18 protein-coding genes are annotated in these 22492 nt (G+C 70.6%); 6 read left to right on the forward strand and 12 right to left on the reverse strand.

Going from position 1 to position 22492, the window contains the following annotated elements:
• Positions 1–59: 59 nt before the first annotated feature.
• From INT49_RS08200 to INT49_RS08210, 3 genes are all read left to right on the forward strand, one after another.
• Positions 60–749: an MBL fold metallo-hydrolase gene (locus INT49_RS08200; RefSeq protein WP_193117245.1), complete on the forward strand. Its 690-nt coding sequence runs from the start codon at positions 60–62 to the stop codon at positions 747–749.
• Positions 746–2488 (forward strand): bifunctional 3'-5' exonuclease/DNA polymerase, encoded by a 1743-nt coding sequence (locus INT49_RS08205; protein ID WP_319021556.1) that lies wholly within the window; start codon positions 746–748, stop codon positions 2486–2488. The genes INT49_RS08200 and INT49_RS08205 overlap by 4 nt, the downstream gene beginning before the upstream one ends.
• A gap of 227 nt (positions 2489–2715) precedes the next feature.
• Complete coding sequence (locus INT49_RS08210) at positions 2716–4527, forward strand: HNH endonuclease signature motif containing protein (protein ID WP_193117246.1); 1812 nt, start codon at positions 2716–2718, stop codon at positions 4525–4527.
• A gap of 202 nt (positions 4528–4729) precedes the next feature.
• On the opposite strand, the gene INT49_RS08215 is transcribed toward INT49_RS08210, so the two are convergent.
• Both INT49_RS08215 and INT49_RS08220 read right to left on the reverse strand, forming a co-directional pair.
• Positions 4730–5305 (reverse strand): hypothetical protein, encoded by a 576-nt coding sequence (locus INT49_RS08215; protein WP_193117247.1) that lies wholly within the window; start codon positions 5303–5305, stop codon positions 4730–4732.
• Between the two features lie 209 nt (positions 5306–5514).
• On the reverse strand, positions 5515–6015 hold the full coding sequence (locus tag INT49_RS08220; protein WP_193117248.1) for a GNAT family N-acetyltransferase: 501 nt from the start codon (positions 6013–6015) through the stop codon (positions 5515–5517).
• Positions 6016–6109: 94 nt separating this feature from the next.
• On the opposite strand from INT49_RS08220, the gene INT49_RS08225 reads away from it, so the two are divergent.
• Complete coding sequence (locus tag INT49_RS08225; protein ID WP_193117341.1) at positions 6110–6580, forward strand: pyrimidine dimer DNA glycosylase/endonuclease V; 471 nt, start codon at positions 6110–6112, stop codon at positions 6578–6580.
• An 88-nt stretch (positions 6581–6668) separates the two neighbouring features.
• Positions 6669–7142 carry a hypothetical protein gene (locus tag INT49_RS08230; RefSeq protein WP_193117249.1) on the forward strand — a complete coding sequence of 158 codons (474 nt, stop codon included), beginning with the start codon at positions 6669–6671 and terminating at the stop codon, positions 7140–7142.
• Positions 7143–7183: 41 nt separating this feature from the next.
• Here the strand turns inward: INT49_RS08230 and INT49_RS21075 are convergent, their stop codons facing one another.
• The 3 genes from INT49_RS21075 to coaE form a co-directional block, all read right to left on the reverse strand.
• On the reverse strand, positions 7184–8899 hold the full coding sequence (locus INT49_RS21075) for an ABC transporter ATP-binding protein (RefSeq protein ID WP_226849966.1): 1716 nt from the start codon (positions 8897–8899) through the stop codon (positions 7184–7186).
• Between the two features lie 114 nt (positions 8900–9013).
• A complete protein-coding gene (gene uvrB, locus INT49_RS08240; protein ID WP_193117250.1) occupies positions 9014–11116 on the reverse strand; it encodes an excinuclease ABC subunit UvrB in 2103 nt (700 codons plus the stop codon).
• Positions 11117–11251: 135 nt separating this feature from the next.
• Positions 11252–11875, reverse strand: a complete 624-nt coding sequence (gene coaE, locus INT49_RS08245; RefSeq protein WP_226849968.1) for a dephospho-CoA kinase — start codon at positions 11873–11875, stop codon at positions 11252–11254.
• Positions 11876–11984: 109 nt separating this feature from the next.
• On the opposite strand from coaE, the gene INT49_RS08250 reads away from it, so the two are divergent.
• The gene (locus INT49_RS08250) at positions 11985–12959 is read left to right on the forward strand and encodes a trimeric intracellular cation channel family protein (RefSeq protein WP_193117251.1); all 975 of its coding nucleotides are present in this window, start codon (positions 11985–11987) and stop codon (positions 12957–12959) included.
• Positions 12960–13011: 52 nt separating this feature from the next.
• Here INT49_RS08250 and aroD read toward each other — a convergent pair whose 3' ends face one another.
• The 7 genes from aroD to polA all read right to left on the reverse strand — a co-directional run bounded on the left by aroD (position 13012) and on the right by polA (position 22404).
• Complete coding sequence (gene aroD, locus INT49_RS08255) at positions 13012–13881, reverse strand: type I 3-dehydroquinate dehydratase (RefSeq protein ID WP_193117252.1); 870 nt, start codon at positions 13879–13881, stop codon at positions 13012–13014.
• A gap of 11 nt (positions 13882–13892) precedes the next feature.
• Positions 13893–14975 (reverse strand): 3-dehydroquinate synthase, encoded by a 1083-nt coding sequence (gene aroB, locus INT49_RS08260; RefSeq protein ID WP_193117253.1) that lies wholly within the window; start codon positions 14973–14975, stop codon positions 13893–13895.
• On the reverse strand, positions 14972–15517 hold the full coding sequence (locus tag INT49_RS08265; protein ID WP_193117254.1) for a shikimate kinase: 546 nt from the start codon (positions 15515–15517) through the stop codon (positions 14972–14974). Before INT49_RS08265 ends, aroB begins: the two co-directional genes overlap by 4 nt.
• Positions 15514–16764 (reverse strand): chorismate synthase, encoded by a 1251-nt coding sequence (gene aroC / locus INT49_RS08270; RefSeq protein WP_193117255.1) that lies wholly within the window; start codon positions 16762–16764, stop codon positions 15514–15516. Before aroC ends, INT49_RS08265 begins: the two co-directional genes overlap by 4 nt.
• A 102-nt stretch (positions 16765–16866) precedes the next feature.
• Positions 16867–17697 (reverse strand): HAD-IIA family hydrolase, encoded by an 831-nt coding sequence (locus tag INT49_RS08275; RefSeq protein ID WP_193117256.1) that lies wholly within the window; start codon positions 17695–17697, stop codon positions 16867–16869.
• 205 nt (positions 17698–17902) lie between these two features.
• Positions 17903–19393 carry a 30S ribosomal protein S1 gene (gene rpsA, locus INT49_RS08280; protein WP_193117257.1) on the reverse strand — a complete coding sequence of 497 codons (1491 nt, stop codon included), beginning with the start codon at positions 19391–19393 and terminating at the stop codon, positions 17903–17905.
• Between the two features lie 311 nt (positions 19394–19704).
• Positions 19705–22404, reverse strand: a complete 2700-nt coding sequence (gene polA / locus INT49_RS08285) for a DNA polymerase I (protein WP_193117258.1) — start codon at positions 22402–22404, stop codon at positions 19705–19707.
• Between the last annotated feature and the right edge of the window lie 88 nt (positions 22405–22492).

Here is a 22492-nt window from a genome sequence, read left to right on the forward strand (position 1 = left end):
GAGCGGGACACGACGTTCGAACAGCTGTTCGCCGGAGACGAACGCGACATACTGGGGTCATGGAGACGAACGAATACACCGGACACGTCGAACCCCATGGTGAGAGCGCCGTGCGCACCCTGAAGGGCCTGCAGATCCGCAAGGCGTCGGTGGGTCCGATGGACAACAACGCCTATCTGCTGACCTGTCGGTCGACGGGGGCGCAGCTCCTGATCGACGCGGCGGCGGAGCCCGACCGCCTGCGGCGCCTGGTCGCCGAGGGCGCGGAGCACAACTGGCTCGACCTCATCGTCACCACCCACAGCCATCACGACCACGTGGGTGCGCTCGAGGAGATGGCCGCCGCCACCGGGGCCCGCACCGCCGCGGGGACGGAGGACGCGAAGGAGATCGTCGCGAAGATCGACCTCCCTCTCGAGCACGGCCAGGTGCTCGAATTCGGGGATCAGTCGGTGCGGATCATCGCCCTGCGCGGCCACACCCCGGGCTCGGTCGCCGTGCTGTGGAGCGGGGTCGACGACGCCGGCGACGCCAGCCACCATCTCTTCACCGGCGACTCCCTCTTCCCCGGAGGGGTGGGCAACACGGACCAGGATCCGCAGCGCTTCGCCCAGCTGCTCGACGACGTCGAGCAGCGGCTCTTCGCCGAGCTGCCGGATTCGACCTGGGTGTACCCCGGCCATGGCGACGACACCACGCTCGGCCAGCAGCGTCCCGCGCTCCCCCAGTGGCGCGAGCGGGGCTGGTGAGCACGGGCCCGACGCCCGCCTGGTGCGTCGTCGGCCGGGGTGCCGGCGGGCGCACCGCGCTCGTCGACCTCGACGCGCAGGGAGAGCGGATGCGCTCCCTCGAGGTCGAGCCGGCCCAGCTGGCCGACGTCGTCTCCCAGCGCGAGAACGAGCACGCCCCGCGCTGGGTCTGGAGCGATACGCCCACCTGGTACGCGCGTCTCCTCACCGCCGGGGTGACGGTCTCCCGCTGCCACGACCTGCGCCTGGTCCACGTGATCCTGCGCCACTCGCAGCTGGTCCGCGACCCTGAGGCGATCCGTGGCGCCACCGAGTGGGACGCTCCCCTCGATCCGCACCTCGAGGACCGCACGGCCGGTGCGACCCTCTTCGACCTCGATGCTTCGTCCACCCGGCGCGGAGGGGTCCCGCACGACATCGACGCCGCGCTCGCGGAACTGACCCGGCAGCTCGCCGCGGTCGACGGCGCCACCGCCGCCTCCCGCCTGCGGCTGCTGGTCGCGGCAGAATCCGCCGGGGGTCTCCTCGCGGCCGAGCTGCATGCGGCCGGGATCCCCTGGGACGTCGCCGAGCACGACCGGATCCTCACCGAGTCCCTGGGCCCGAGGCCCTCGCCCGGCCATCCGCCCTCGCAGATGGTGGCCTCCGCCGCCGAGGTGCGCGCCGCGCTGGGCGACCCCCAGCTGGCGCTGGACTCTCCGCCGCGCCTGCTGCGCGCCCTGCACCGGGCGGAGATCGACGTCGAGTCCACCTCGAAATGGGAGCTGACGCGCTACGACCATCCGGCGATCGAGCCGCTGCTGCGCTACAAGAAGCAGTCGCGCCTGCTCACCGCGAACGGCTGGGCGTGGATCGACGAGTGGGTGCACGAGGGCCGCTACCGGCCGGTCTACGTGCCCGGCGGGGTGGTCACGGGGCGCTGGGCCAGCAGCGGCGGCGGGGCCCTGCAGATCCCCCGTCAGCTGCGCCCGGCGCTGCGGGCCGACGACGGCTGGCGCCTGGTCAGCGCCGACGTCGCCCAGCTGGAACCGCGTGCGCTCGCGGCGATGTCCGCCGACGCGGCGATGGCCACCGCCGGCGCGGGCAAGGACCTGTACTCCGGGATCGTCGAGGCAGGGATCGTCGCCTCCCGGCAGGAGGCGAAGGTGGGAGTGCTCGGCGCGCTGTACGGCGGCACCACCGGGGACAGCGGCCGTGTGGTGCCTCGGCTGCGCCAGAACTTCCCCGACGCGATGGCCCTGGTGGACGGCGCCGCCGCGACCGGCGAGCGCGGCGGGACCGTCTCGACTTGGCTGGGACGCTCCTCGCCCGCCCCCGAGACGGCGTGGACGCAGGCGCAGACCAGTGCGTACCTCCCCGATTCGGCGCCCGGCGAGCAGGAGCGCGCGAGGCGGTCCGCCCGGGATCGCGGACGCTTCACCCGGAACTACGTCGTGCAGGGCACGGCGGCGGAGTGGGCGCTGTCATGGCTGGCGGCGCTTCGCCTGGCCCTGTCCCGTTTCGAGCCGGTGGCACCCGAGGCCGCGGCGCAGGCCTCGGGCCCGGTGTTCTCCCGCCGCGCGCACCTCGCGTTCTTCCTCCACGACGAGGTGATCGTGCACGCGCCGGCCCACCAGGCCGATGCCGCCGCCACCGCGATTCGAGAGGCCGCCGACGCCGCCGGCCGTCTGCTGTTCCCTGGCAGCCCGGTCGACTTCCCGTTGGACCTGACGATCACCGAGCGCTCCCCCGCGAAGTGAGGCGCCGCCTCGGCGCAGATGCGTACACGCTCGCGGACGTCCACACACACACACACCCACACGCACACACGTGGTCGGACGGACGGACGGACTCGCACAAGAGCGCGGGCCGAGCTGCTTCCTCCACACCGCCGCCCCGTCCACACTGCGCAGGGTCCGGACAACGGATCGGCGGCCGACGGTTTGACTGGAACGGAGTCCAGAGCTCCTGCCGGTTGGAGGCCGCCATGTCCCTGATCCCGCTGACGCCCGGGCCCGAAGTGCCCGATGGGCCCGGGCCCGATCCGCTCGACGAAGTCCCCGAGCCCCACGCCGACCGCGAGCCCGAGCCCGAGCCCGACCTCAGCCGCTGCCACGGCACCGGCTCCAACCCCAACCCCAACCCCAACCCCAACCCCAACCCCAACCCCGACAGTGGATCAGCAGCTGCCCGCGGGACGAGCGAGCACTCTCCCGAGCAACCCCTCACTCCCCGGGCCCGTCTCGATCGCCAGGGAGCCGAGGAGCTCGGCGAGCGCATCCAGCAGCAGGCGGCCATGATCGCCGAGGCCACCTGCGAGCTGCTGCTCACCCTCGGAGACTTCGATGCTCGGGGAGGGCTCGACTGGTACACCGGGCTGAAGTCGACGAGCCACTGGTTGGCGTGGGCCTGTTCGATGACGCCGGGCACCGCCCGGGAGCATGTGCGGGTGGCGCGCGCTCTCCCGGGAATGCCCCTGACCGTCGCAGAGTTCCGCACCGGCCGTCTGTCCTACTCGAAGGTCCGGGAGATCAGCAGGGTCTCCGACCGGGTCGAGGAGTCGGTGCTGGTGGAGATGGCCCGGGCGATGACCGCCTCCCAGCTGGCGCGCACCATCTCCTCGTTCCGAGCCGTCGATGGCAGCCGCCTCTCCCAGGACGCCATCCGCCATGCGCGCTGGCAGACCAGGGAGGACGGACTGGTCGAGATCCGCGCAGTCCTCCCCGCGGAGATGGGCGCCGAGCTGATCACTGCCCTGGACCTCTCCCTGGCTCGCGACGGCCACGACCCCGACCGTGGCGCCCTCGACGACTCTGCCGCCCCCGCCGACTCGGCCCCTGTCGCCGGCTCCTCCCTGTCGAACGCCGACGACGGGGCCGAGGAGGTCGACAGGACGGCGCGTTACGCCGCCGACTCCACGACACCCACCCTCGAGCAGCGCCAGGCGGACGCTCTGCACAACCTCGCCCGGACCTTCCTCTACGCCGAGCCGGAGGATCGCTCCGGGGAGGACCGTCATCTGGTCGTCGTCCAGGTCAGCGCGGAGGCACTCACGGGATGCGTTCCCGCGGGAACGTCTCCCTCCTCCCCTGCCGCGGTCCTTTCGGTCGGCCCACCGTCGCCCTCCCCCGGGGACGCCGCTCCGAAGAACCTCGCCGCGGCAGGATCACCGACGCCGGCTCCTGCCGAGGGCGTTCCCGCGGGAACGTCTTCACTCTGCGGGGTCGTCGGCCTGGGACCTCTGGAGCCCCGCACGGCAGAACGTCTGGCCTGCACCGGGAAGGTCGCCCTCATGATCACCGACGCCGGCGGGGAGGTGCTCCATCTGGGCCGCTCCCGCCGGCTCGCCTCCCGTGCCCAGCGCCGTGCTCTGAGACTCCGTGACGCCGCCTGCACCTTCCCCGGCTGCCACCAGACCCGGCATCTCGATGCTCACCACACGACCCCCTGGTCCCAGGGCGGTCCGACGGACATCGACGGACTCGCCCTGCTGTGCCGCCGCCACCACGTGATGGTCCATGAGGGCGGGCTCCGTCTCGTCCCGATCGCTGCCCCATCCATCCCGTTCCCACCTCGATTCGAGGTGGTGGACGCAGCGGGCCGACCCGTGCAGGCACGATGGCCGGCGATGCTGGAAACCCTGGCGCTTCGTCTCGTTCCTCCGGCCGGGCGCGAGACCGGGGGCGGTATCGATCCGGACCCGGAACGGATCGCCGCGACCACCGGCGGGGCCGGCTTCCGTCTCGCCGATTGCGTCGACGCCCTCTGCCGCAACGTCGTGCACCCCACCGCCGCCTGATCTCGCGTTCCGCGTGCCGTCACTCGTGTCGGACAGCAGACGGAGCCTCGGCGAGCGGCGATCACGGGACGTTCCCGCAGGAACGGGACCGGCGGAACGGATCGGTCCCGACCCAGCTCCTCGGACGCCCTCGGGCCAGTGCCCGGGGATCTCCGGGGTTCGGTGCGCTCGACAACGCCGGCGGGCGAGCGGAACCTGCCGATCAGCTGTCGGAGTGCGACGCGTGCCCGGACTCGTCGGTGTCGGATGCCGTGATCGCCACCGTGATCAGCCCGGTCGCCAGCCCCATGATCAGCCGCGGCGCAGGGACTCCCCGCGAACGCAGGGCATCCTCGATGCGATGGTCCACCCAGATCGCGGCTGCACCGGCTCCCACGAGGAGAGACCCGAGCCCGAGGGACAGCACGAGCCGGAAGCCCTGTGATGTCGGGACCTCGTCCTCACCTGCGTCCTCGCCCTCGTTCTCGTCCTCGTCCTCGCCCTCGTGGGCGGATCCTGCCGGGTCGTCCGCCCCAGCCGTCTCCCCCACCGTCTCGGCCTCGTCCCTCGTCTCCACAGCCGCTGCCGTCAAGGGGGCGGAACCGGCGTCGCGGGCCGGTCGCTGGCCAGGCTTCCCGAAGGCGGCGTAGGTCAGGACCGCGGTCAGCGCTCCAGGGATGACGACATAGGCGATCCGGAGGGGACGCGGCAGCCGGTGGAGCGGAACGGTGCCCAGTGCCGCAGCAGCCACACCTCCCACGGCAAGGGGAAGGATCTGGTCCTGTCGTGGTGCGTGCATCGCTCGGGTCGCTCCTGGGGTCGGGGCCTGTGGTCGGTTCCTGGGGACGACGCTGTCGCGCAGCAGTCTGCCGCGCCGACGTCTTGCGCGCCGTCGTCGTCGCTCCGGTGATCGACGGTATCGAAGCAGACGGCGTCAGGACCCCGACGATCGGATGGATCGTCGCGACGACCGACGGGCCGGGGCGCGGCTGGAGCGCGCTGTCACCCTCACAGCTCGCGGACGTGCACCTGCATGTCAACGGGTTCGCCGAGCTCATTCGTGCTGGGGACCTCACGCGTACGGGTGAACCCCGCCTTCTCGGCGACTCGTCCGGAGGCGACGTTCTCGGCCTCGCAGCGGATCACTGCGCGTTCCCCCTCCGCCTGTTCGCTGAGCTGCGCGCAGAGCAGGCCGACCGCGTGAGCCGTGATCCCCTGCCCGCGCATCCAGGGGGCGATCGCATAGGCGATGTTCACGTCCCCGGGACCGATGCCGTCCTGCGGATCGGCGTCGTGGTCGATGGAGCCCACGCATCGCCCGTCCACCTTGATGGTGAAGGCCCGTTTGGTGCTGCCAGCAGCCGCCCGCTGCTCCAGGAGCTGCACATACCGCCTGGTGCCCTCGACCGTGCTGCGTCCGCCGGAGAACCAGCGGATCGTCTCCTCGTCCTCGGCAGCGACCAGGTCCTCGGCGTCCTCGACCGACAGGGGCTGCAGAGTGATCTCCATGCAGCGATCATGCGGTGTCGCCGCGGGCACGTCCATCGAATACTGGTCCCCGTCGACCGACCGCGTCGTCAGCCACATGCCGCATGCTGGGACCATGCGCCTGTGGTCCCTGCATCCCCGTCACCTCGATCGCCCCGGCCTGACCGGCTGCTGGCGGGAGTCGCTGCTCGCTCAGGCCGTGCTCGCCGGACGGACGACGGGATACCGTGCGCATCCGCAGCTCGAACGGTTCCGCGCTCAGGACGATCCGCTCGCCGCCGTCGGGATCTACCTCGAGGCGATCGCCGAGGAGGCCACCGAGCGCGGGTACCGGTTCGACCGCACCCGTATAGACCACCGACCGAGCGCCGACGGGGAACAGCGAGACGGCGCGCCCTCTGCCGACGGTCGCATCCCCGTGACCACCGGCCAGGTCGCGCTGGAGTGGGAGCATCTGCTGCTCAAGCTGTCCGACCGGGACGCCGAGCGCTGGGAGCGGGAGTCCGCCCGGACGGGACCGGAGCTGCATCCGCTGTTCGTGGCGGTGCCGGGCGATGTCGAGTCCTGGGAACGCGCCGGCAGATGACGGGGCGCTGGGGAGTCCTCCCCATCGGCTTCGACGCACGATCGGCATAGCCTCCGAGCAGACGCCATCCGCAGCCGGAGGAGGACCCATGAGCACGAGCACGACGACGACCACCCGGGCGGCCGAACGCCGAAGCGCCGGCATTCTGAGGACGCGCCGCTGCGTGCTTCTCCTCCTGCCGATGAGCACCCTCGTCGCCGGGTGCGGGCTCGGGGAGGCCCTGAACCCGTCCCCGACAGTCACTCTCACCGTGATCTCGAGCGATTGGACCGGCTGGAGCAAGGATCAGCCAGCGCCGGAATCAGCGTCCGAGAGCGTCACGAAGGGATCCGAGTTCACGCGCGACGGCGTGGGCGGCGAACTCACCTTCACGGTGAAGTCGGTGGACGACGAGGAGCTCACGCTGCGCACGAGCCAGCCGATGTCCGAGCGCTCCGAGACCGGCGGGATCGACCTCACCACCAACCAGAAGTCCTTCACCGTCGCCGTCGGTGACACTCTGGAGATCACGACCCCGACCATGGACGGCGGGACGACGTACGCGATCACCTACGAGGAGTGATTCCGCAGGACGTGGCCCGTCACCTCTGACAACGCTGCCCGTCACCTCTGCTCGGCGAAGATCGCGGCGAACCTGCCGTCGAGCGCGAGCAGCTCCTCGTAGGTCCCCTGCTCGGCGACCCGGCCCTCATCGATGACGTAGATCCGGTCCATCTCCTTGAGCGTCCAGGCACGGTGCGAGACGACGACCGTGATCCTGGTGTGCTTCGTCCGCTGCAGCTCGTGGAAGATCTCCTGCTCGGCCTCCGCATCGATCGCCGACGTCGGCTCGTCCAGCACCCAGACCGGCGCATCCCGGAGATAGATCCGCGCCAGCGCCAGCCGCTGCCACTGGCCCCCGGAGATGCCCACCCCGCCCCACTGCTCACCGAGCTGCTGGTCCAGACCGTCCGGCATGGACTCGACCATGGCTTCCGCGTGAGCCGATCGCAGCGCGGTCCAGACCTCTTCGTCGGACACGTCCTCTCGCGGCGACCCCAGACGCACTGCGTCGCGCACGGTCAGCTCGAAGCGCCCGAACTCCTGGGTCAGCAGCCCGAACCTCGCGAGCCAGGCCGCCTCCCCGAGCTCGGTGCGGGTTGCCCCGTCGAGCCGGGCCTCCCCCGCCTGCGGCGTCACCAGTCCGAGCAGTGCGTTGACCGTCGTCGTCTTTCCCGCGCCGTTCACGCCGACCAGCGCCACCACCTCGCCGAGTCGAGCCTCGATGCTCACGTCGGTGATCGCGTCCGTATCCCTGCCGCTGTAGCGATGCGTGAGGCGCTCCGCCCGGAGCTCCCGGACCGCAGGGGCGACGGGATGCACCCGGCTGGGCCGGGCCACGGCCAGAAAATGATGGAGCCCTCGTGCCAAGGGAAGAGTCTCGATCGCGAGCCCCGCATTGAGCCCGGCACCGGCAGAGGCGGTCATCGCAGCCATCACGCCATAGATGCCGGCCACGGCCGATGACTCGAAGTGGGCGCCGACCACCACGGCGAGGATCGCCCCGCCCAGCAGGACTGTCGATACGATCCCGCTGGCGGCGTTCCCGAGCGCCTCGGGCCGCAGCGCCTTGGCCATGATCGAGTCGACGATCCGCCAGCGCACCGCGACCATTTCCCCGACCCGCTCGGAGGTGCCCAATCCGGCGAGATCGGTCGCCGGCCGTTGACGCACGATGAGCTCACGGAGGTAGCGCTCTCGGTCGTAGTGCGGGCTGACCTCCGCCCACTGCCGTTCCCAGACACCTGAGAGATGCCGGGAGTAGATCAGAGGCGGGATCAGCGCGATCAGCGTCAGCACACCGGCGATAGCGCTGAACGAGAAGACAGCGGCGATCACGCCGATCGAGGACAGAAGTCCCATGAACGCTGTCATGTACTGCTTGAACGACCACGAAATGCCTTCACCGATCGCTCGGGAGTGCCGTTCCACCTGCGACGAGATCGAGGAGTTGACCAGTTCTTCCGGCGAGATCCTCGCCGCTTCGCGCACGAGCGAGGCATTCAGCTCGGCCTGGAGCCTCTGGGCGGCGCGCATCTGGAAGTCGCCGCAGATCATCGAGATCGACGGCGTCAGTCCCACGAGCAGGATCATGGCGAGCAGCGCGCCGGCGATGTCCTGAAGCCGTTCTGCCTCCCCGAGGGCTGCGATCAGCTCGGCGATGACGAGCACCTGCAGCGCAGGAACCGCTGCGAGGACGAGCGCCACCAGCGTCGTGCAGACAACCATGACCGGAGCGGCCGCCAGGGCACGCCGGGAGATCCATGCGATGGTGCGCAACGATGCTCCCCTGTCGAACTCGACCTGGATGCCTCCGGGCGGCAACCCTGTCGATCGTCCCACGCCAACCGGCCCGATGCGGGGCGAACGGTCGGACCGATTCGGGGACAGTCCCTACGAGCGCTGCACCGCCCGCAGCTCCTTCTTGAGCTCCTGGACCTCGTCGCGCAGCCGAGCCGCCTGCTCGAACTGGAGGGTCTCGGCGGCCTGGTGCATCTGCGCGGTCATCTCGTCGATCATGCCGGTCAGGGAGCCGACGGGATCGTCCCCGAGGTCGACCGTGCGGCCGCTGACGGCGTCCACCGCATTGGCCCGGGCGCGGTCGCGCGAGACCCGCTCCTTGCCGGAGCGGTAGTCGGTGGCCATCAGGGTGTCGGTGTCGATGTCCTCGCGGGCGAGCATGTCGGTGACGTCCGCGATGCGCTTGCGCAGCGGCGTCGGGTCGATGCCGTGCTCCGTGTTGTACGCGACCTGGATCTCGCGGCGGCGGTTGGTCTCGTCGATCGCGGACTGCATCGAGTCGGTGATCCGGTCGGCGTACATGTGCACCTGGCCGGAGACGTTGCGGGCGGCGCGGCCGATGGTCTGGATCAGCGAGGTGCGCGAGCGGAGGAAGCCTTCCTTGTCCGCGTCGAGGATCGCGACGAGCGACACCTCCGGGAGATCCAGCCCCTCACGCAGCAGGTTGATGCCCACCAGCACGTCGAACTCGCCCGTGCGCAGCTGGCGCAGCAGCTCGATGCGGCGCAGGGTGTCGACGTCCGAGTGCAGGTACTGCACCCGCACGCCGTTCTCCAGCAGGAAGTCCGTGAGGTCCTCCGCCATGCGCTTGGTCAGCGTGGTCACCAGGATGCGCTCATCACGCTGGACCCGCTTCTCGATCTCCTCGCGCAGATCGTCGATCTGGCCCTTGACCGGCTTGACGATGACCTCGGGGTCGACCAGGCCCGTCGGCCGGATGATCTGCTCGACCACGCCGTTCGCCTTGCCGAGCTCGTAGTCCGCGGGGGTCGCGGAGAGGTAGACCGTCTGCCCTGTGCGCTCGGTGAACTCCGAGAAGGTCAGGGGCCGGTTGTCCAGGGCGCTGGGCAGACGGAACCCGAAATCGACCAGCGTGCGCTTGCGGGAGCGGTCACCCTCGAACATCGCGCCGATCTGCGGCACGGTCACATGGGACTCGTCGATGACCAGCAGGAAGTCCTCGGGGAAGTAGTCCATGAGGGTGTTCGGGGCGGTGCCGGGGTCACGTCCGTCGAGATGCCGGGAGTAGTTCTCGACACCGTTGGTCGACCCGACCTGACGCAGCATCTCCAGGTCATGCGTGGTGCGCATCCGCAGCCGCTGCGCCTCGAGGAGCTTGTTCTGGTGCTCGAGCTCCTCGAGCCGCTCGGCGAGCTCGACCTCGATGGTGCCGATCGCGCGGGAGAGCCGCTCGGGGCCGGCCACGTAGTGCGAGGCCGGGAAGATGTGGATGTGGTCCTCGGCGCGGATCACCTCGCCGGTCATCGGGTGCAGCGTGTACAGCGCGTCGACCTCGTCGCCGAAGAACTCGATCCGGATCGCGAGCTCCTCGTACATCGGGATGATCTCAACGGTGTCGCCGCGCACGCGGAAGGTACCGCGCTCGAAGGCGACGTCGTTGCGGTCGTACTGCATGTCCACGAAGCGGTGCAGCAGCTCATCGCGGTCCAGCTGCTGGCCCACCTGCAGCTGCACCATCCGGTCCACGTACTCCTGCGGGGTGCCCAGGCCGTAGATGCAGGACACGGAGGAGACCACGACGACATCACGCCGCGTGAGCAGGGAGTTGGTGGCGCTGTGCCGCAGCCGTTCCACCTCGGCGTTCACGGAGGAGTCCTTCTCGATGAAGGTGTCCGACTGGGGGACGTACGCCTCGGGCTGGTAGTAGTCGTAGTACGAGACGAAGTACTCCACCGCGTTGTTCGGCAGCAGATCCCGGAACTCGCTGGCCAGCTGCGCGGCGAGGGTCTTGTTGTGGGCCATCACCAGGGTGGGGCGCTGCACCTGTTCGATCAGCCAGGCCGTGGTCGCCGACTTGCCGGTACCGGTGGCGCCCAGCAGCACCACGTCCTGCTCGCCGTCGTTGACACGACGCGTGAGGTCGGCGATCGCCCGCGGCTGATCGCCCGAGGGCGAGTAGTCGGAGACGACCTCGAAGGGATGCTCGGCGCGGACCAGATCAGTGACGGGACGCATGCGTCGAGCCTACGTCCCGGGTCCGACAGCCGACAGGTGACGGCCTGTGCGTCAGCGCACGGCAGAATCCTGCGTGATCCCGGCGTCTTCCGCGTCCGCGGGCATCATCCACCCCCCTCACGAGGGTGTCCGAGGTCAGAGCGCGTCGACGAGGACGGCCAGGGCGTGCCGCGCGCGCTGCGCGAGGGTCCCCCGATCCGTCGTGTTGAGCACGAGGCGATCCGCCCGACGGATCCGCTCGAGGTCGGTGACCTGGGCGGCCATGATCGATTCGACGTAGGCACGGTCCTTGCCGCGGTCGCGGACGACCCGGTGGATGCGGTCCTCCCAGCGGGCGAGCACGGCGACGACGGCGGCGTAGTCCAGGCCGCGATCCTTCTCCAGCAGCAGGGGGCTGTCATGCACGACGAGCGCCTCGCCCGCCGCGGCCGCCTCCCGCTCCTCCGCGGCGACCGCGCGGTCGACGCGGCTGAGCACGATCGCCTCCAGATCGGCCCGGGCCTCGTCATCGGCGAAGACGAGGGCCGCCAGCGCCGCCCGATCGATGATCCCGCCGGAGGTGCGGAATCGTTCCCCGAATCGGGTCACGGCCTCCTCGACCCCGTCGCCGGGGGTGTCGAGCACCGCTCGGGAGTGCGCATCGAGGTCGATCACGCGGTGCCCAGCGTCTCGCCAGATCGCCGCGACGGTCGACTTCCCGGAGCCGATGCCGCCGGTCAGACCGATGCGGGGCGGGGTGGCACGAGCGGAGATCGTCATGCGCCGATCGTACGGGGCATCGCTCCCCCGCCTCCCGGGCGGGCAGGTGGATGCCGTCTCACATCGCGCCGGATCCTCACACGGCGTCCGAGCCGACTACCGTCGAGACGTGGATCCTCTCCAACTGCTCGTCACCAACGACTTCCTGCGCGTGCTGGACCTCATCGGGGTCTTCGTGATGGGTGTCGCCGCAGGCGCCCTCGCATCGCGCCTGAACTTCGATGCCGTGGGGTTCGCGATCATCGGGATCGTCGCCGGTCTCGGCGGAGGCCTGGTGCGCGACCTGATCCTGGACTACGGCACACCGGCCGCCTTCGACGGCCCCTGGTACCTGACCTGTGCGCTCGCCGGGTCGCTGTTCACTTTCGTGATCGCGGCCGACGGGCCCTGGTGGCGGGGCCTGGTCACCGTGCTGGACATCGCGGCGATGGCGCTGTGGGCGGCGACCGGCACGGCGAAGTCGATCGGTTACGGCCTGGATCCGCTGCCCGCGATCCTGCTCGGGGTGACCAGCGCCGTGGGCGGCGGCGTGATCCGCGATGTCCTCGTGGGCAGGATCCCCGCGATCTTCGGCGGCGGGCCGCTGTATGCGACGGGCGCCCTGGTCACCGCGATCGGCACCTGGGGCGTGACGGCCATGGGCCTGGAGTCGCCCTACGTGCTGGTGGCCGTCGCCCTCGGCGCGCTCCTCGCCGGGCTCGCGGCCTGGCGGCGCTGGTCGCTGCCCGCCCATGGGGAATGGCAGGTGACGATGTCCGCCTCGCAGGTCAAGGCCCTCGTGCGGCGCACGCGACGCTCGGAGCGCGAGCGGGTCGCGCAGGAGACCGGGGCGATCCCTGTGGTCGATGCCACGGTCGACGATCTCGCCGACGACTTCAGCTTCCTGGATGCCGATGCCGGTCAGTACGCCGATCGGGCGTTCGCGGACCACGACGGGGACGCCGTCAGCTTCCCCGAGCCCGATTCCGGGCACGGGCACGGGCACGGGCACGGGACAGGGACAGGGCATGTCGCGCCCCGGAGCACGGACGGCACCGGCGACACGGACCACCCCGGCAGCCCGGACCCGTCCGACGCCCGCTGAGCGGACCCGCACGACGGGCCACCCGTCGGGCCACCCGTCGGGCCGACAGCGCTCAGGGGCGCAGCAGCTCGAGCATCCGGGCCACGTCGTCAGCCCCCAGCTGGCCCGGGGCGGAAGCCGCCCCGGCCGTCGCGAAGGTCGCGGCGCTGCCGAAGGATTCCGCAGAGACCCTGCTGGCCACGCCGAGGGTCCCCATGCTGATCGCGATGTGGGGCCCGGTGCGCTCGGAGGCGACCGTCAGGCTCGCTGAGAGCAGCGTCAGCACGTCGCGGGCGGTCCGCGGGGTCACGGCGATCTTCGGGACGTCGGCTCCGAGGCGGCGCTGGGAGCGCAGCAGCTCGGCGATCTCCGCCTCGTCGGGGGTGCCCTCGAGGTCGTGGAAGGAGCCGATCACGACCACGCCGTTGCGGTGCGCGGTCGTGATCACGCGCGCGACGATCTCGGGCGAGCGCGACGTCTCGATGTCGATCATGTCGACCTGGGACTGGGTGCCGGCTCGCCGGGAGCCCATGAGCGCCTCCAGCAGCACCGCGAGGTCGAGGTCGCGGATCCGACGGGACCCGCCCTCGGCGTCGGTGCGCACGGTGGCCAGCAGCGCCTTGTCGGGTCCGAGCTTCGCGCGCAGCGCCGGCAGGGTCGCGAGCACCACGTCGCGGTGGTCCTCGGAGTCCTCCAGGTCGGGGCGGAAGCGGTCGATGCGCCACTCGATGATGCGAGCCGGGGTCTTCAGCGCGGCATCGGCCTGCGCGAGCACGGCGTCGTGGTCGTCGCCCACCAGCGGGACGATGATCTCGGGCCGCGCACGGCCGAGCTCGATGCCGCGCACGGTGGCGGTGACCGTGGTCCCTGCGCTCTCGGGCGCAATGGGGTCCGTGGGAGTGCCAGGTGCGGGAGTGCTGGATGTGGGGGTGCTGTCGGTCATGGTGTCCTCCGTCATTCTGCGGTGATCGCTGCGTAGGCGGACAGCAGCAGGGCGGGGTCGGGGCCTTCCAGCCGGGAGACGGACCCGACCCGGTCCAGGACCACGAAGCGCAGCAGACCCGCCCGGGTCTTCTTGTCGCGCTTCATGGCGTCCTCGAGCTTGGGCCACTGCCGGTCCCGGTAGGTGGTGGGCAGGCCCAGAGAGGTGAGGATGTTGCGATGCCGGTCGACGTCGGCCTCGGAGAGCTTGCCCGCGAGGTGCGAGAGCTCGGCGGCGAACATCATGCCGACGGAGACCGCCGCGCCGTGGCGCCACTGGTAGCGCTCGTTGCGCTCGATGGCGTGGGCGAGGGTGTGGCCGTAGTTGAGGATCTCGCGGCGACCCTGCTCGGTGAGGTCCTCCGAGACGACGTCGGCCTTGATACGGATCTTGCGCTCGACGACCTCGCGGAAGGCGTCGGTGGTCACGTCGAGCACCGCGGCGGGGTCCGCCTCGATGATCTCCAGGATGCGCTCGTCGGCGATGAACCCGCCCTTGACGACCTCGGCGAGGCCGGCGGCGATGTCGTGGGCACCGAGGCTCTCGAGCACGTCGAGATCGGCGAGCACCGCGATCGGCGGGTGGAAGGCGCCGACGAGGTTCTTGCCCTCGGTGGTGTTGATCCCGGTCTTCCCGCCCACGGCGGCATCGACCATGCCCGCCACCGTGGAGGGGATCTGCAGCACGTCGATGCCGCGCAGCCAGGAGGCGGCGACGAACCCGGCGAGGTCCGTCGCGGCCCCGCCGCCGAGCCCGACCACGAGGTCGCCCCGGCCGATCTCCGCCTGTCCGCACACGCCCCAGAGGAAGCCGGCGACCTGCGCGGTCTTGGCCTCCTCGCCGTCGGGGATCTCCGCAGCGAAAGCCTCGCGTCCGGTGCCGGCGATGGTCGCGCGGATCTCCTCGGCGACGTCGCGGAGGCTGGGCTGGTGGACGATGACCACACGGCGGGTGCGCTCCGGGATCAGGTCGCCCACGTCGTGCATGATGCCGCGTCCGACGAGGACGTCGTAGCCGCCGCCGGGGGTGGTCACGGGGATCACGGTGGTGCTCATGGATTCTCCTCCTCCGGGAGGGACAACAGGTCCCTGCCCATCATGTCGGTGATGGCGCGCGCCACGGAGGCGGCGCTGCCGTGGCCGGTGTCGACTCTCCAGCGGGCGAGCTCGCGGTACACGGGCCCCCGCTCCCGGGCGAGCTGGCGCCAGCGGACCATGGGGTCCGTGCCGCCCGCGAGCATCGGGCGTCCGTGGCCCCGGCCGATGCGGCTGGTCGCCGTGCGCTCATCGATCTCGAGCAGCACGACGGGCCCGCCCCGCAGCCGCTCCCGGGAGACGGGGTGCAGGGGCGCTCCCCCGCCGAGGGAGAGCACGCCGCCGCAGGAGACGAGAGCCTGTTCGAGCACGGCGGCCTCGAGCTCCCGGAAACCCGTCTCGCCCTCGGTCTCGAAGATCGCCGGGATCGGGCGTCCCGCCTCGGCGACGATCATCGCGTCCAGATCGTCGAAGGGCACGTCCAGACGGGCCGCGAGCTCCCGCCCGACGCTGGTCTTGCCGGCGCCCATCGGGCCCAGCAGGATGACTGCGGGTCCGCTCACGAGGCGGCGCCCGAGCCACCGCCCACGATGCGTGACTGCAGCTCGACCGTCCCTGCCAGGTGCGCCCGGATCTCCTCGACGCTGTCCCCGCCGGTCTTCTCCAACAGGGCGTCCACGAGGGCGAGGGCGACCACGGCCTCCGCGATCACCGCGGCAGGCGCGACCGCGCAGGTGTCGGAGCGCTGGTGGTTGGCGGTGGACTGGTCACCGCTGGCCACGTCGATCGTGCGCAGCGCGCGCGGCACCGTCGAGATGGGCTTCAGGGCGCCGCGCACGCGCAGCACCTGGCCGTTGGTCATGCCGCCCTCGAGGCCGCCGGCGCGGTTGCTGGCGCGCGGGATCGCGGTGCGGCTGTCGGACTCGCCGGCCGCGAGGATCTCGTCGTGGGCGACGGAGCCGCGGCGGGCGGCGGTCGCGAAGCCGTCGCCGATCTCCACGCCCTTCATCGCCTGGATGGACATGATCGCCTGGGCGAGGCGGCCGTCGAGCTTGCGATCCCACTGCGTGTGCGACCCCAGGCCCACCGGTAGGCCGTAGGCGAGGACCTCGACGACCCCGCCGAGGGTGTCGCCGTCGGACTTCGCGGAGTCGACCTCGGCGACCATCGCGGCGGAGGTCTCCGGGTGGAAGCAGCGCAGCGGATCGGCGTCCAGGGCCTGGTCGTCGTCGGGCGTCGGCAGGGGGGCGTCCTCCGGGACGCGCACCGGGCCGACGGACAGGGTGTGGGAGACCAGCCGGATACCGGCGGCCTGCTCCAGGATCGCGGCGGCGACGCGGCCCGCCACCACCCGAGCGGCGGTCTCGCGGGCGCTGGCCCGTTCGAGGATCGGACGGGCCTCGTCGAACCCGTACTTGAGCATCCCGGAGAGATCGGCGTGGCCGGGCCGCGGCCGGGTCAGCGGGCGGTTGCGGGCGATCTCCCGCTGGTCACCGGTCCCGGCATCGACCAGGAGGTCCTCGGGCTGCACGGGATCGGCGCTCATGACCTTCTCCCACTTCGGCCACTCGGAGTTCGCGATCTCGATCGCGAGCGGAGAGCCGAGGGTGAGCCCGTGCCGGAGCCCGCTGTGCACGGTCAGCACGTCCTGCTCGAACTTCTGCCGGCTGCCACGGCCGTGGCCGAGCCGCCGACGGGCGAGAGCCGCCTTCAGATCGTCACTGGTCAGCTCGATCCCGGCGGGGACGCCGTCGAGCAGGGAGATGAGGGAAGGGCCATGGGATTCCCCGGCCGTGAGCCAGCGCAACATACCGCCGATTCTCTCATGATGCCCTGGACACGAGGACGGGCGTCCGCGCTGTGCGGACGCCCGTCCCGGAGGTGCTCGTCACCCTGCGTGCTGAGGTCGGGATCAGTCCTCCCCGAGCTCGACCGCCTCGGAGGGCATCAGCTGCTCCACCAGCGGGACGACATCGGCGATGCCGTCCATGATCGCGGTGGGTCGGAACGGGTACAGCGGGATCTCGTCCTCCGTGGTGGAGCCGGTCAGCACCAGCACGGACCGCATGCCCGCCTCGAGGCCCGACTTCACATCGGTGTCCATCCGGTCGCCGATCATCACGGAGGTCTCCGAATGCGCTCCGATGCGGTTCAGCGCGGTGCGCATCATGAGCGGGTTCGGCTTGCCGATGTAGTACGGCTGGATCCCGGTGGCGGCGGTGATCATCGCTGCGACGGACCCGGTGGCGGGCATCGGCCCCTCGGCGCTGGGGCCGCTGACGTCCGGGTTGGTGGCGATGAACTTCGCGCCCTTGGCGATCAGGCGGATCGCGCGGGTGATCGACTCGAAGGAGTACGTGCGCGTCTCCCCCAGCACCACGAACTCCACGTCGGAGTCGGCGAGGATGAAGCCCTCCTCGTGCATCGCGCTGGTCAGCCCTGCTTCACCGATCACATAGGCCGATGAGCCGGGCGCCTGCTCCGCGAGGAAGCGTGCCGTGGCCATCGCGCTGGTCCAGATCGACTCCTCGGGGATGTCGATGCCACTGCGCGAGAGCCGCGCACGCAGATCCCGAGGCGTGAAGATCGAGTTGTTCGTGAGAACCAGGAACGGTCGGCCGAATCGCTGCAGGGCCGCGATGAAGTCGGAGGCGCCGGGCAGGGCGGACTGCTCATGGACGAGCACGCCGTCCATATCGGTGAGCCAGGAGTGGATCGGATGGTCATCGAGCGCGGTGGTCATGCCACCAGTGTGCACCGAGAACGCCCTCGCCCGCACGAGGCCGTCCCGATGAGCTGCCCGACACGGTGCGGAAGATGTCCTGCAGATCCCTCTGCAGTTGCCTCGGCGGGTGCTCAGCAGGTCCTCCGGCGTGTCCCGGCCCCGGACGCCGGAACGCCCCGGCCCCCACGAGGGGACCGGGGCGTTCCGCAGAACGATCCGAGGATCAGTTACCGGTGAGCTTGGCGCGCAGGGCGGCCAGTGCCTCGTCCGAGGCCAGGGTGCCCTCGTCCGTGGTGCTCGACTGGTAGGAGGAAGCCTGCGGGGCCGGAGCAGCGGCCGACGGCGTCGAGGTGGACGTCTCGGTGGCCGGTGCGTTCGCGGACTCCTCGTCGGCCTTGATGGCCTCGGCGACCTGAGCCTTGTGAGCGGTCCAGCGCTCGTAGGCGGCGCCGTACTGGGCCTCCCACACCTCGCGCTGGGCGTCGTAGCCCTCGAGCCACTCGTTGGTCTCCGGGTCGAAGCCCTCGGGGTACTTGTACTCGCCGTTGGCGTCGTACTCCGCCGCCATGCCGTACAGCGCCGGGTCGAAGGTGGTGTCGTCACCCTCGGGGTCGACGCCCTCGTTGGCCTGCTTGAGCGACAGCGAGATCCGGCGACGCTCGAGGTCGATGTCGATGACCTTGACGAAGACGTCCTGGTCGACGGTGACGACCTGCTCGGGCAGATCCACGTGGCGCTGAGCCAGCTCGGAGATGTGCACGAGGCCCTCGATGCCGTCCTCGACGCGCACGAACGCACCGAAGGGAACCAGCTTGGTGACCTTGCCCGGAACGACCTCGCCGATGGCGTGGGTGCGGGCGAAGAGCTGCCACGGATCCTCCTGCGTCGCCTTCAGCGACAGGGAGACGCGCTCGCGATCCATGTCCACGTCGAGAACCTCGACGGAGACCTTCTGGCCGACCTCGACGACCTCGGACGGGTGATCGATGTGCTTCCAGGACAGCTCGGAGACGTGCACCAGGCCGTCGACGCCGCCGAGATCGACGAAGGCGCCGAAGTTGACGATGGAGGACACTGCGCCCTCGCGGACCTGGCCCTTCTGCAGGGTCTGCAGGAAGTCCGAGCGGACCGCGGACTGGGTCTCCTCGAGGTAGGCACGGCGCGACAGGACCACGTTGTTGCGGTTCTTGTCGAGCTCGATGATCTTCGCCTCGATCTCCTGGCCGACGTACGGCTGCAGGTCGCGGACGCGACGCATCTCGACGAGGGAGGCGGGGAGGAAGCCGCGCAGGCCGATGTCGACGATGAGGCCGCCCTTGACGACCTCGATGACGCGGCCGGTGACGACGCCCTCGTCTTCCTTGATCTGCTCGATCGTGCCCCAGGCGCGCTCGTACTGTGCGCGCTTCTTGGACAGGATCAGACGGCCTTCCTTGTCCTCCTTCTGGAGGACAAGGGCCTCGATCTCGTCGCCGACCTCGACGACCTCACCGGGGTCGACGTCGTGCTTGATGGACAGCTCGCGCGAGGGGATGACGCCCTCGGTCTTGTAGCCGATGTCCAGGAGGACCTCATCGTGATCGACCTTCACCACAGTGCCTTCGACGATGTCGCCATCGTTGAAGTACTTGATGGTCGCATCGATGGCTGCCATGAGTTCGTCGGCGCCGCCGATGTCGTTGATGGCGATCTGGGGGGTCGTGGTGTCGGTCATGTAGGTAAGGACTCCGTCGGGACAGGATTGAGTAGGAACGATGGACGTGCAGTGCCCCTGCTCAGGGGCACATCCGCACGCACCCGGCCAGGTTCGGGAGGACATGGGCGTTCACCACATGCATCCCACGAAGGGCGGGCCCGCGCGCAGACCTCGACCAGGTTACCAGCCTGACGATTCCGGCGCGAGGGAGAAACCGGCTCCGACGTCGTGCGTCGATGTGAGTTCGGTCCCTCACCGGACCACGACCGTCGACCGGGCCCGCGGTGCGCGACCGGAGGACCGGCTGCGGTCGCCGCCGGTTGCTCGGCTCAGTGGGCGGCCTCGAGCCAGTTCGGGCCGACGCCGATGCCGACCTCGAGGGGAACCGACAGCTCGAAGGCGGACCCCATGCCCTCGGTCACGACCTCGCGCACCTGCGCCTCCTCGCCCTCGGCGACGTCCATCACCAGTTCGTCATGCACCTGGAGCAGCACCCGAGAGGTCAGCTCCTTCTCGCGCAGCAGCTCGTCGACCCGGAGCATCGCGAGCTTGATGATGTCCGCCGCGCTGCCCTGGATCGGCGAGTTCAGGGCCACGCGCTCGGCGTTCTCGCGGCGCTGGCGGTTGTCGGAGGTGAGGTCCGGCAGGTAGCGGCGGCGCCCGAGGATGGTCTCGGTGTACCCCGTCGCACGGGCCTTCTCGACGCTCTCGCGCAGGAAGTCCCGCACCCCGCCGAACCGCTCGAAGTAGCCGTCGCGCAGGGCGGTCGCCTCACCCTGGGAGATGTGCAGCTGGCGGGCCAGGCCGAAGGCGCTCAGCCCGTAGGCCAGCCCGTAGCTGATGGCCTTGGTCTTGGACCGCATCGCGCCGTCGACCTCCTCCGGCTCGACGTCGAAGACTCGCGAGGCGACGAAGCGGTGCAGGTCCTCCCCCGAGCGGAACGCCTCGATCAGGCCGGCGTCCTCCGAGAGGTGCGCCATGATGCGCATCTCGATCTGCGAGTAGTCAGCCGTGAGCAGCGCGTGGTATCCCGCGGAGTTCCCGAAGGCCGATCGGATCCGTCGCCCCTCCTCGGTGCGGGTGGGGATGTTCTGCAGGTTCGGGTTGTTCGAGGAGAGGCGGCCGGTCGCGGCGATGTTCTGGTGGAACGTCGTGTGGATCCGCCCCTCCGGGGAGATGAACCGGCGCAGGGTGTCGATGATCTGCCGCATCTTCGTCACGTCACGGTGCGCGAGCAGATCCGCGAGGAAGGGGTGCTGGGTCTTCTCGAACAGATCCACGAGGGTCTCGGCGTTCGTGCTGTAGCCGGTCTTCGTCCGGCGGCCCTTGGGGAGCCCCAGGCGTTCGTAGAGGACCTCCTGGAGCTGCTTGGGCGAGCCGAGGTTGATGCGATCGCCGTCGAGGTGGGAGAACGCCGACTCGGCGACCTCGGTCTGCTTGGTCGCGTGCTCCTGGTCCAGGCCCGCGAGCACGTCGTCGGAGACGGCGATGCCGGTGGCCTCGAGCTCACCGATCACGGCGGACAGCGGCAGCTCGAGATCGTCGTGCAGCGACAGCGCGGCGTGCTCCTCGAGCTCGGAGCGCAGCAGCCGCTCCAGGCGCAGCACCGCATCGGCGGCGCGGCCGAGCTGCTCGGCCTCGGCGTCGCTGCCGTCGTCGGCCCCGAGATCCAGCTCCTGCTGGGCCGCGGCGGCCTCTACCTGGAGGTCCTCCTGCAGGTGCCGCAGGGTCAGCCCGGCGAGGTCGGTGGGCCGCTGGTCGGGACGGCACAGGAACTCCGCGATCGCGAGGTCGGTGCGCCAGCCCGCGATGCGCAGCCCGCGGCCACGGGCCTGATGGGCGAGGTTCTTGGTGTCGTGCGCGGACTTGGGGATCTCGGGGTCCTCGAGCCAGGCGGCGAGAGCCCGCTCCGCGGCGTCGTCGAGATCGGCGAGCGTGAGCACCGCGAGCGCGTCGTCGGTGGCCAGGGCGAGCCGGCGCAGGTCTCCCTGCCCGAGCACCCAGCTGCCGTCGCTCGCGAGCGCCGCACCCTCGCCGAAGGCGGAGGTCAGCAGCTCGGGGAGCTCGGCGGAGGCGGGACGCTGCACCGGGGGCAGCTCGCGGGCCGGCGCCTGGGGCACGTCCGCACCCCCGGCGAGGAAGTCCGCGGGGACGTCCTTGCGGATCGTGGGGCCGAAGGCGAGCTCGTCGAAGAGAGCGTTGAGCACGGTCGCGTCGCCGCGGCCCAGGGTGTAGTGCTCGGGATCCGCGGGCAGCTCGAGGTCGAGGACCGCGGCGTTCATCAGCCGGTTGCGCTCGACATCGGCGATGTGGTCGCGCAGGGACTGCCCGGCCTTGCCCTTGATCTCGCCGGCGTGGGCGATGATCCCGGGCAGGTCGCCGTACTGCACGATCCACTTCGCGGCGGTCTTCGGGCCGACGCCGGGGACCCCGGGGAGGTTGTCCGCCGACTCCCCGACGAGCGCGGCGAGATCCGAGTAGCGCTCGGGCGGGATCCCGTACTTCTCCTCGATGGCCGCGGGGTTCATGCGGCGCATCTCGGTGACGCCCTTGACCGGCTGCAGCAGGGTCACGCTCTCCCCGACCAGCTGGATTGCGTCACGGTCGCTGGTGACGATCAGCGCCTCGCCGCCCTCGGTCGCGGTCCGGTGGGCGAGGCTGGCGATGATGTCGTCGGCCTCGTAGTCCTCGACCGTCAGCCAGCGCACCCCGAGCGCATCCAGGACCTGCATGATCAGGTCGATCTGGCCCACGAACTCGGGCGGAGTCTCGTCGCGACCGCCCTTGTACTGGTCGTAGATGCGGTCGCGGAAGGTTCCGCCGGGCAGGTCGAAGGCGACGGCCACATGGGTGGGCTTCTCCGAGGCGACGACGTTGATGATCATCCGCGTGAAGCCGTACACGGCGTTGGTCGCCTGCCCCCGCCCGTCGCTGAACCCGTCGGCAGGCAGCGCGAAGAACGCGCGGAACGCCATGGCGTGCCCGTCGATGAGGAGGATTCGCTGGTCACCGGTGTCGCTGGCACTCATGAGGAGAAGTCTCGCATGTCCGCCCGACGGACGTGCATTCCCTCGCGCTCCGGCTGCGGCGATCGCACCGATGGATGCCCTGCCTGTG

The sequence above is a fragment of the Brachybacterium tyrofermentans genome (assembly GCF_014897585.1).
Classification (GTDB): Bacteria; Actinomycetota; Actinomycetes; order Actinomycetales; family Dermabacteraceae; genus Brachybacterium; species Brachybacterium tyrofermentans.

What these genes read in the sequence shown, in the direction of transcription:
- INT49_RS08200 (WP_193117245.1), top strand. Translation starts at nt 60, where the DNA reads ATGGAGACGAACGAATACACCGGACACGTCGAACCCCATGGTGAGAGC.
- INT49_RS08210 (WP_193117246.1), top strand. Translation starts at nt 2,716, where the DNA reads ATGTCCCTGATCCCGCTGACGCCCGGGCCCGAAGTGCCCGATGGGCCC.
- INT49_RS08215 (WP_193117247.1), bottom strand. Translation starts at nt 5,305, where the DNA reads ATGCACGCACCACGACAGGACCAGATCCTTCCCCTTGCCGTGGGAGGT.
- INT49_RS08220 (WP_193117248.1), bottom strand. Translation starts at nt 6,015, where the DNA reads ATGGAGATCACTCTGCAGCCCCTGTCGGTCGAGGACGCCGAGGACCTG.
- INT49_RS08225 (WP_193117341.1), top strand. Translation starts at nt 6,110, where the DNA reads ATGCGCCTGTGGTCCCTGCATCCCCGTCACCTCGATCGCCCCGGCCTG.
- INT49_RS08230 (WP_193117249.1), top strand. Translation starts at nt 6,669, where the DNA reads ATGAGCACGAGCACGACGACGACCACCCGGGCGGCCGAACGCCGAAGC.
- uvrB (WP_193117250.1), bottom strand. Translation starts at nt 11,116, where the DNA reads ATGCGTCCCGTCACTGATCTGGTCCGCGCCGAGCATCCCTTCGAGGTC.
- coaE (WP_226849968.1), bottom strand. Translation starts at nt 11,875, where the DNA reads ATGACGATCTCCGCTCGTGCCACCCCGCCCCGCATCGGTCTGACCGGC.
- aroD (WP_193117252.1), bottom strand. Translation starts at nt 13,881, where the DNA reads ATGACCGACAGCACCCCCACATCCAGCACTCCCGCACCTGGCACTCCC.
- aroB (WP_193117253.1), bottom strand. Translation starts at nt 14,975, where the DNA reads ATGAGCACCACCGTGATCCCCGTGACCACCCCCGGCGGCGGCTACGAC.
- aroC (WP_193117255.1), bottom strand. Translation starts at nt 16,764, where the DNA reads ATGTTGCGCTGGCTCACGGCCGGGGAATCCCATGGCCCTTCCCTCATC.
- INT49_RS08275 (WP_193117256.1), bottom strand. Translation starts at nt 17,697, where the DNA reads ATGACCACCGCGCTCGATGACCATCCGATCCACTCCTGGCTCACCGAT.
- rpsA (WP_193117257.1), bottom strand. Translation starts at nt 19,393, where the DNA reads ATGACCGACACCACGACCCCCCAGATCGCCATCAACGACATCGGCGGC.
- polA (WP_193117258.1), bottom strand. Translation starts at nt 22,404, where the DNA reads ATGAGTGCCAGCGACACCGGTGACCAGCGAATCCTCCTCATCGACGGG.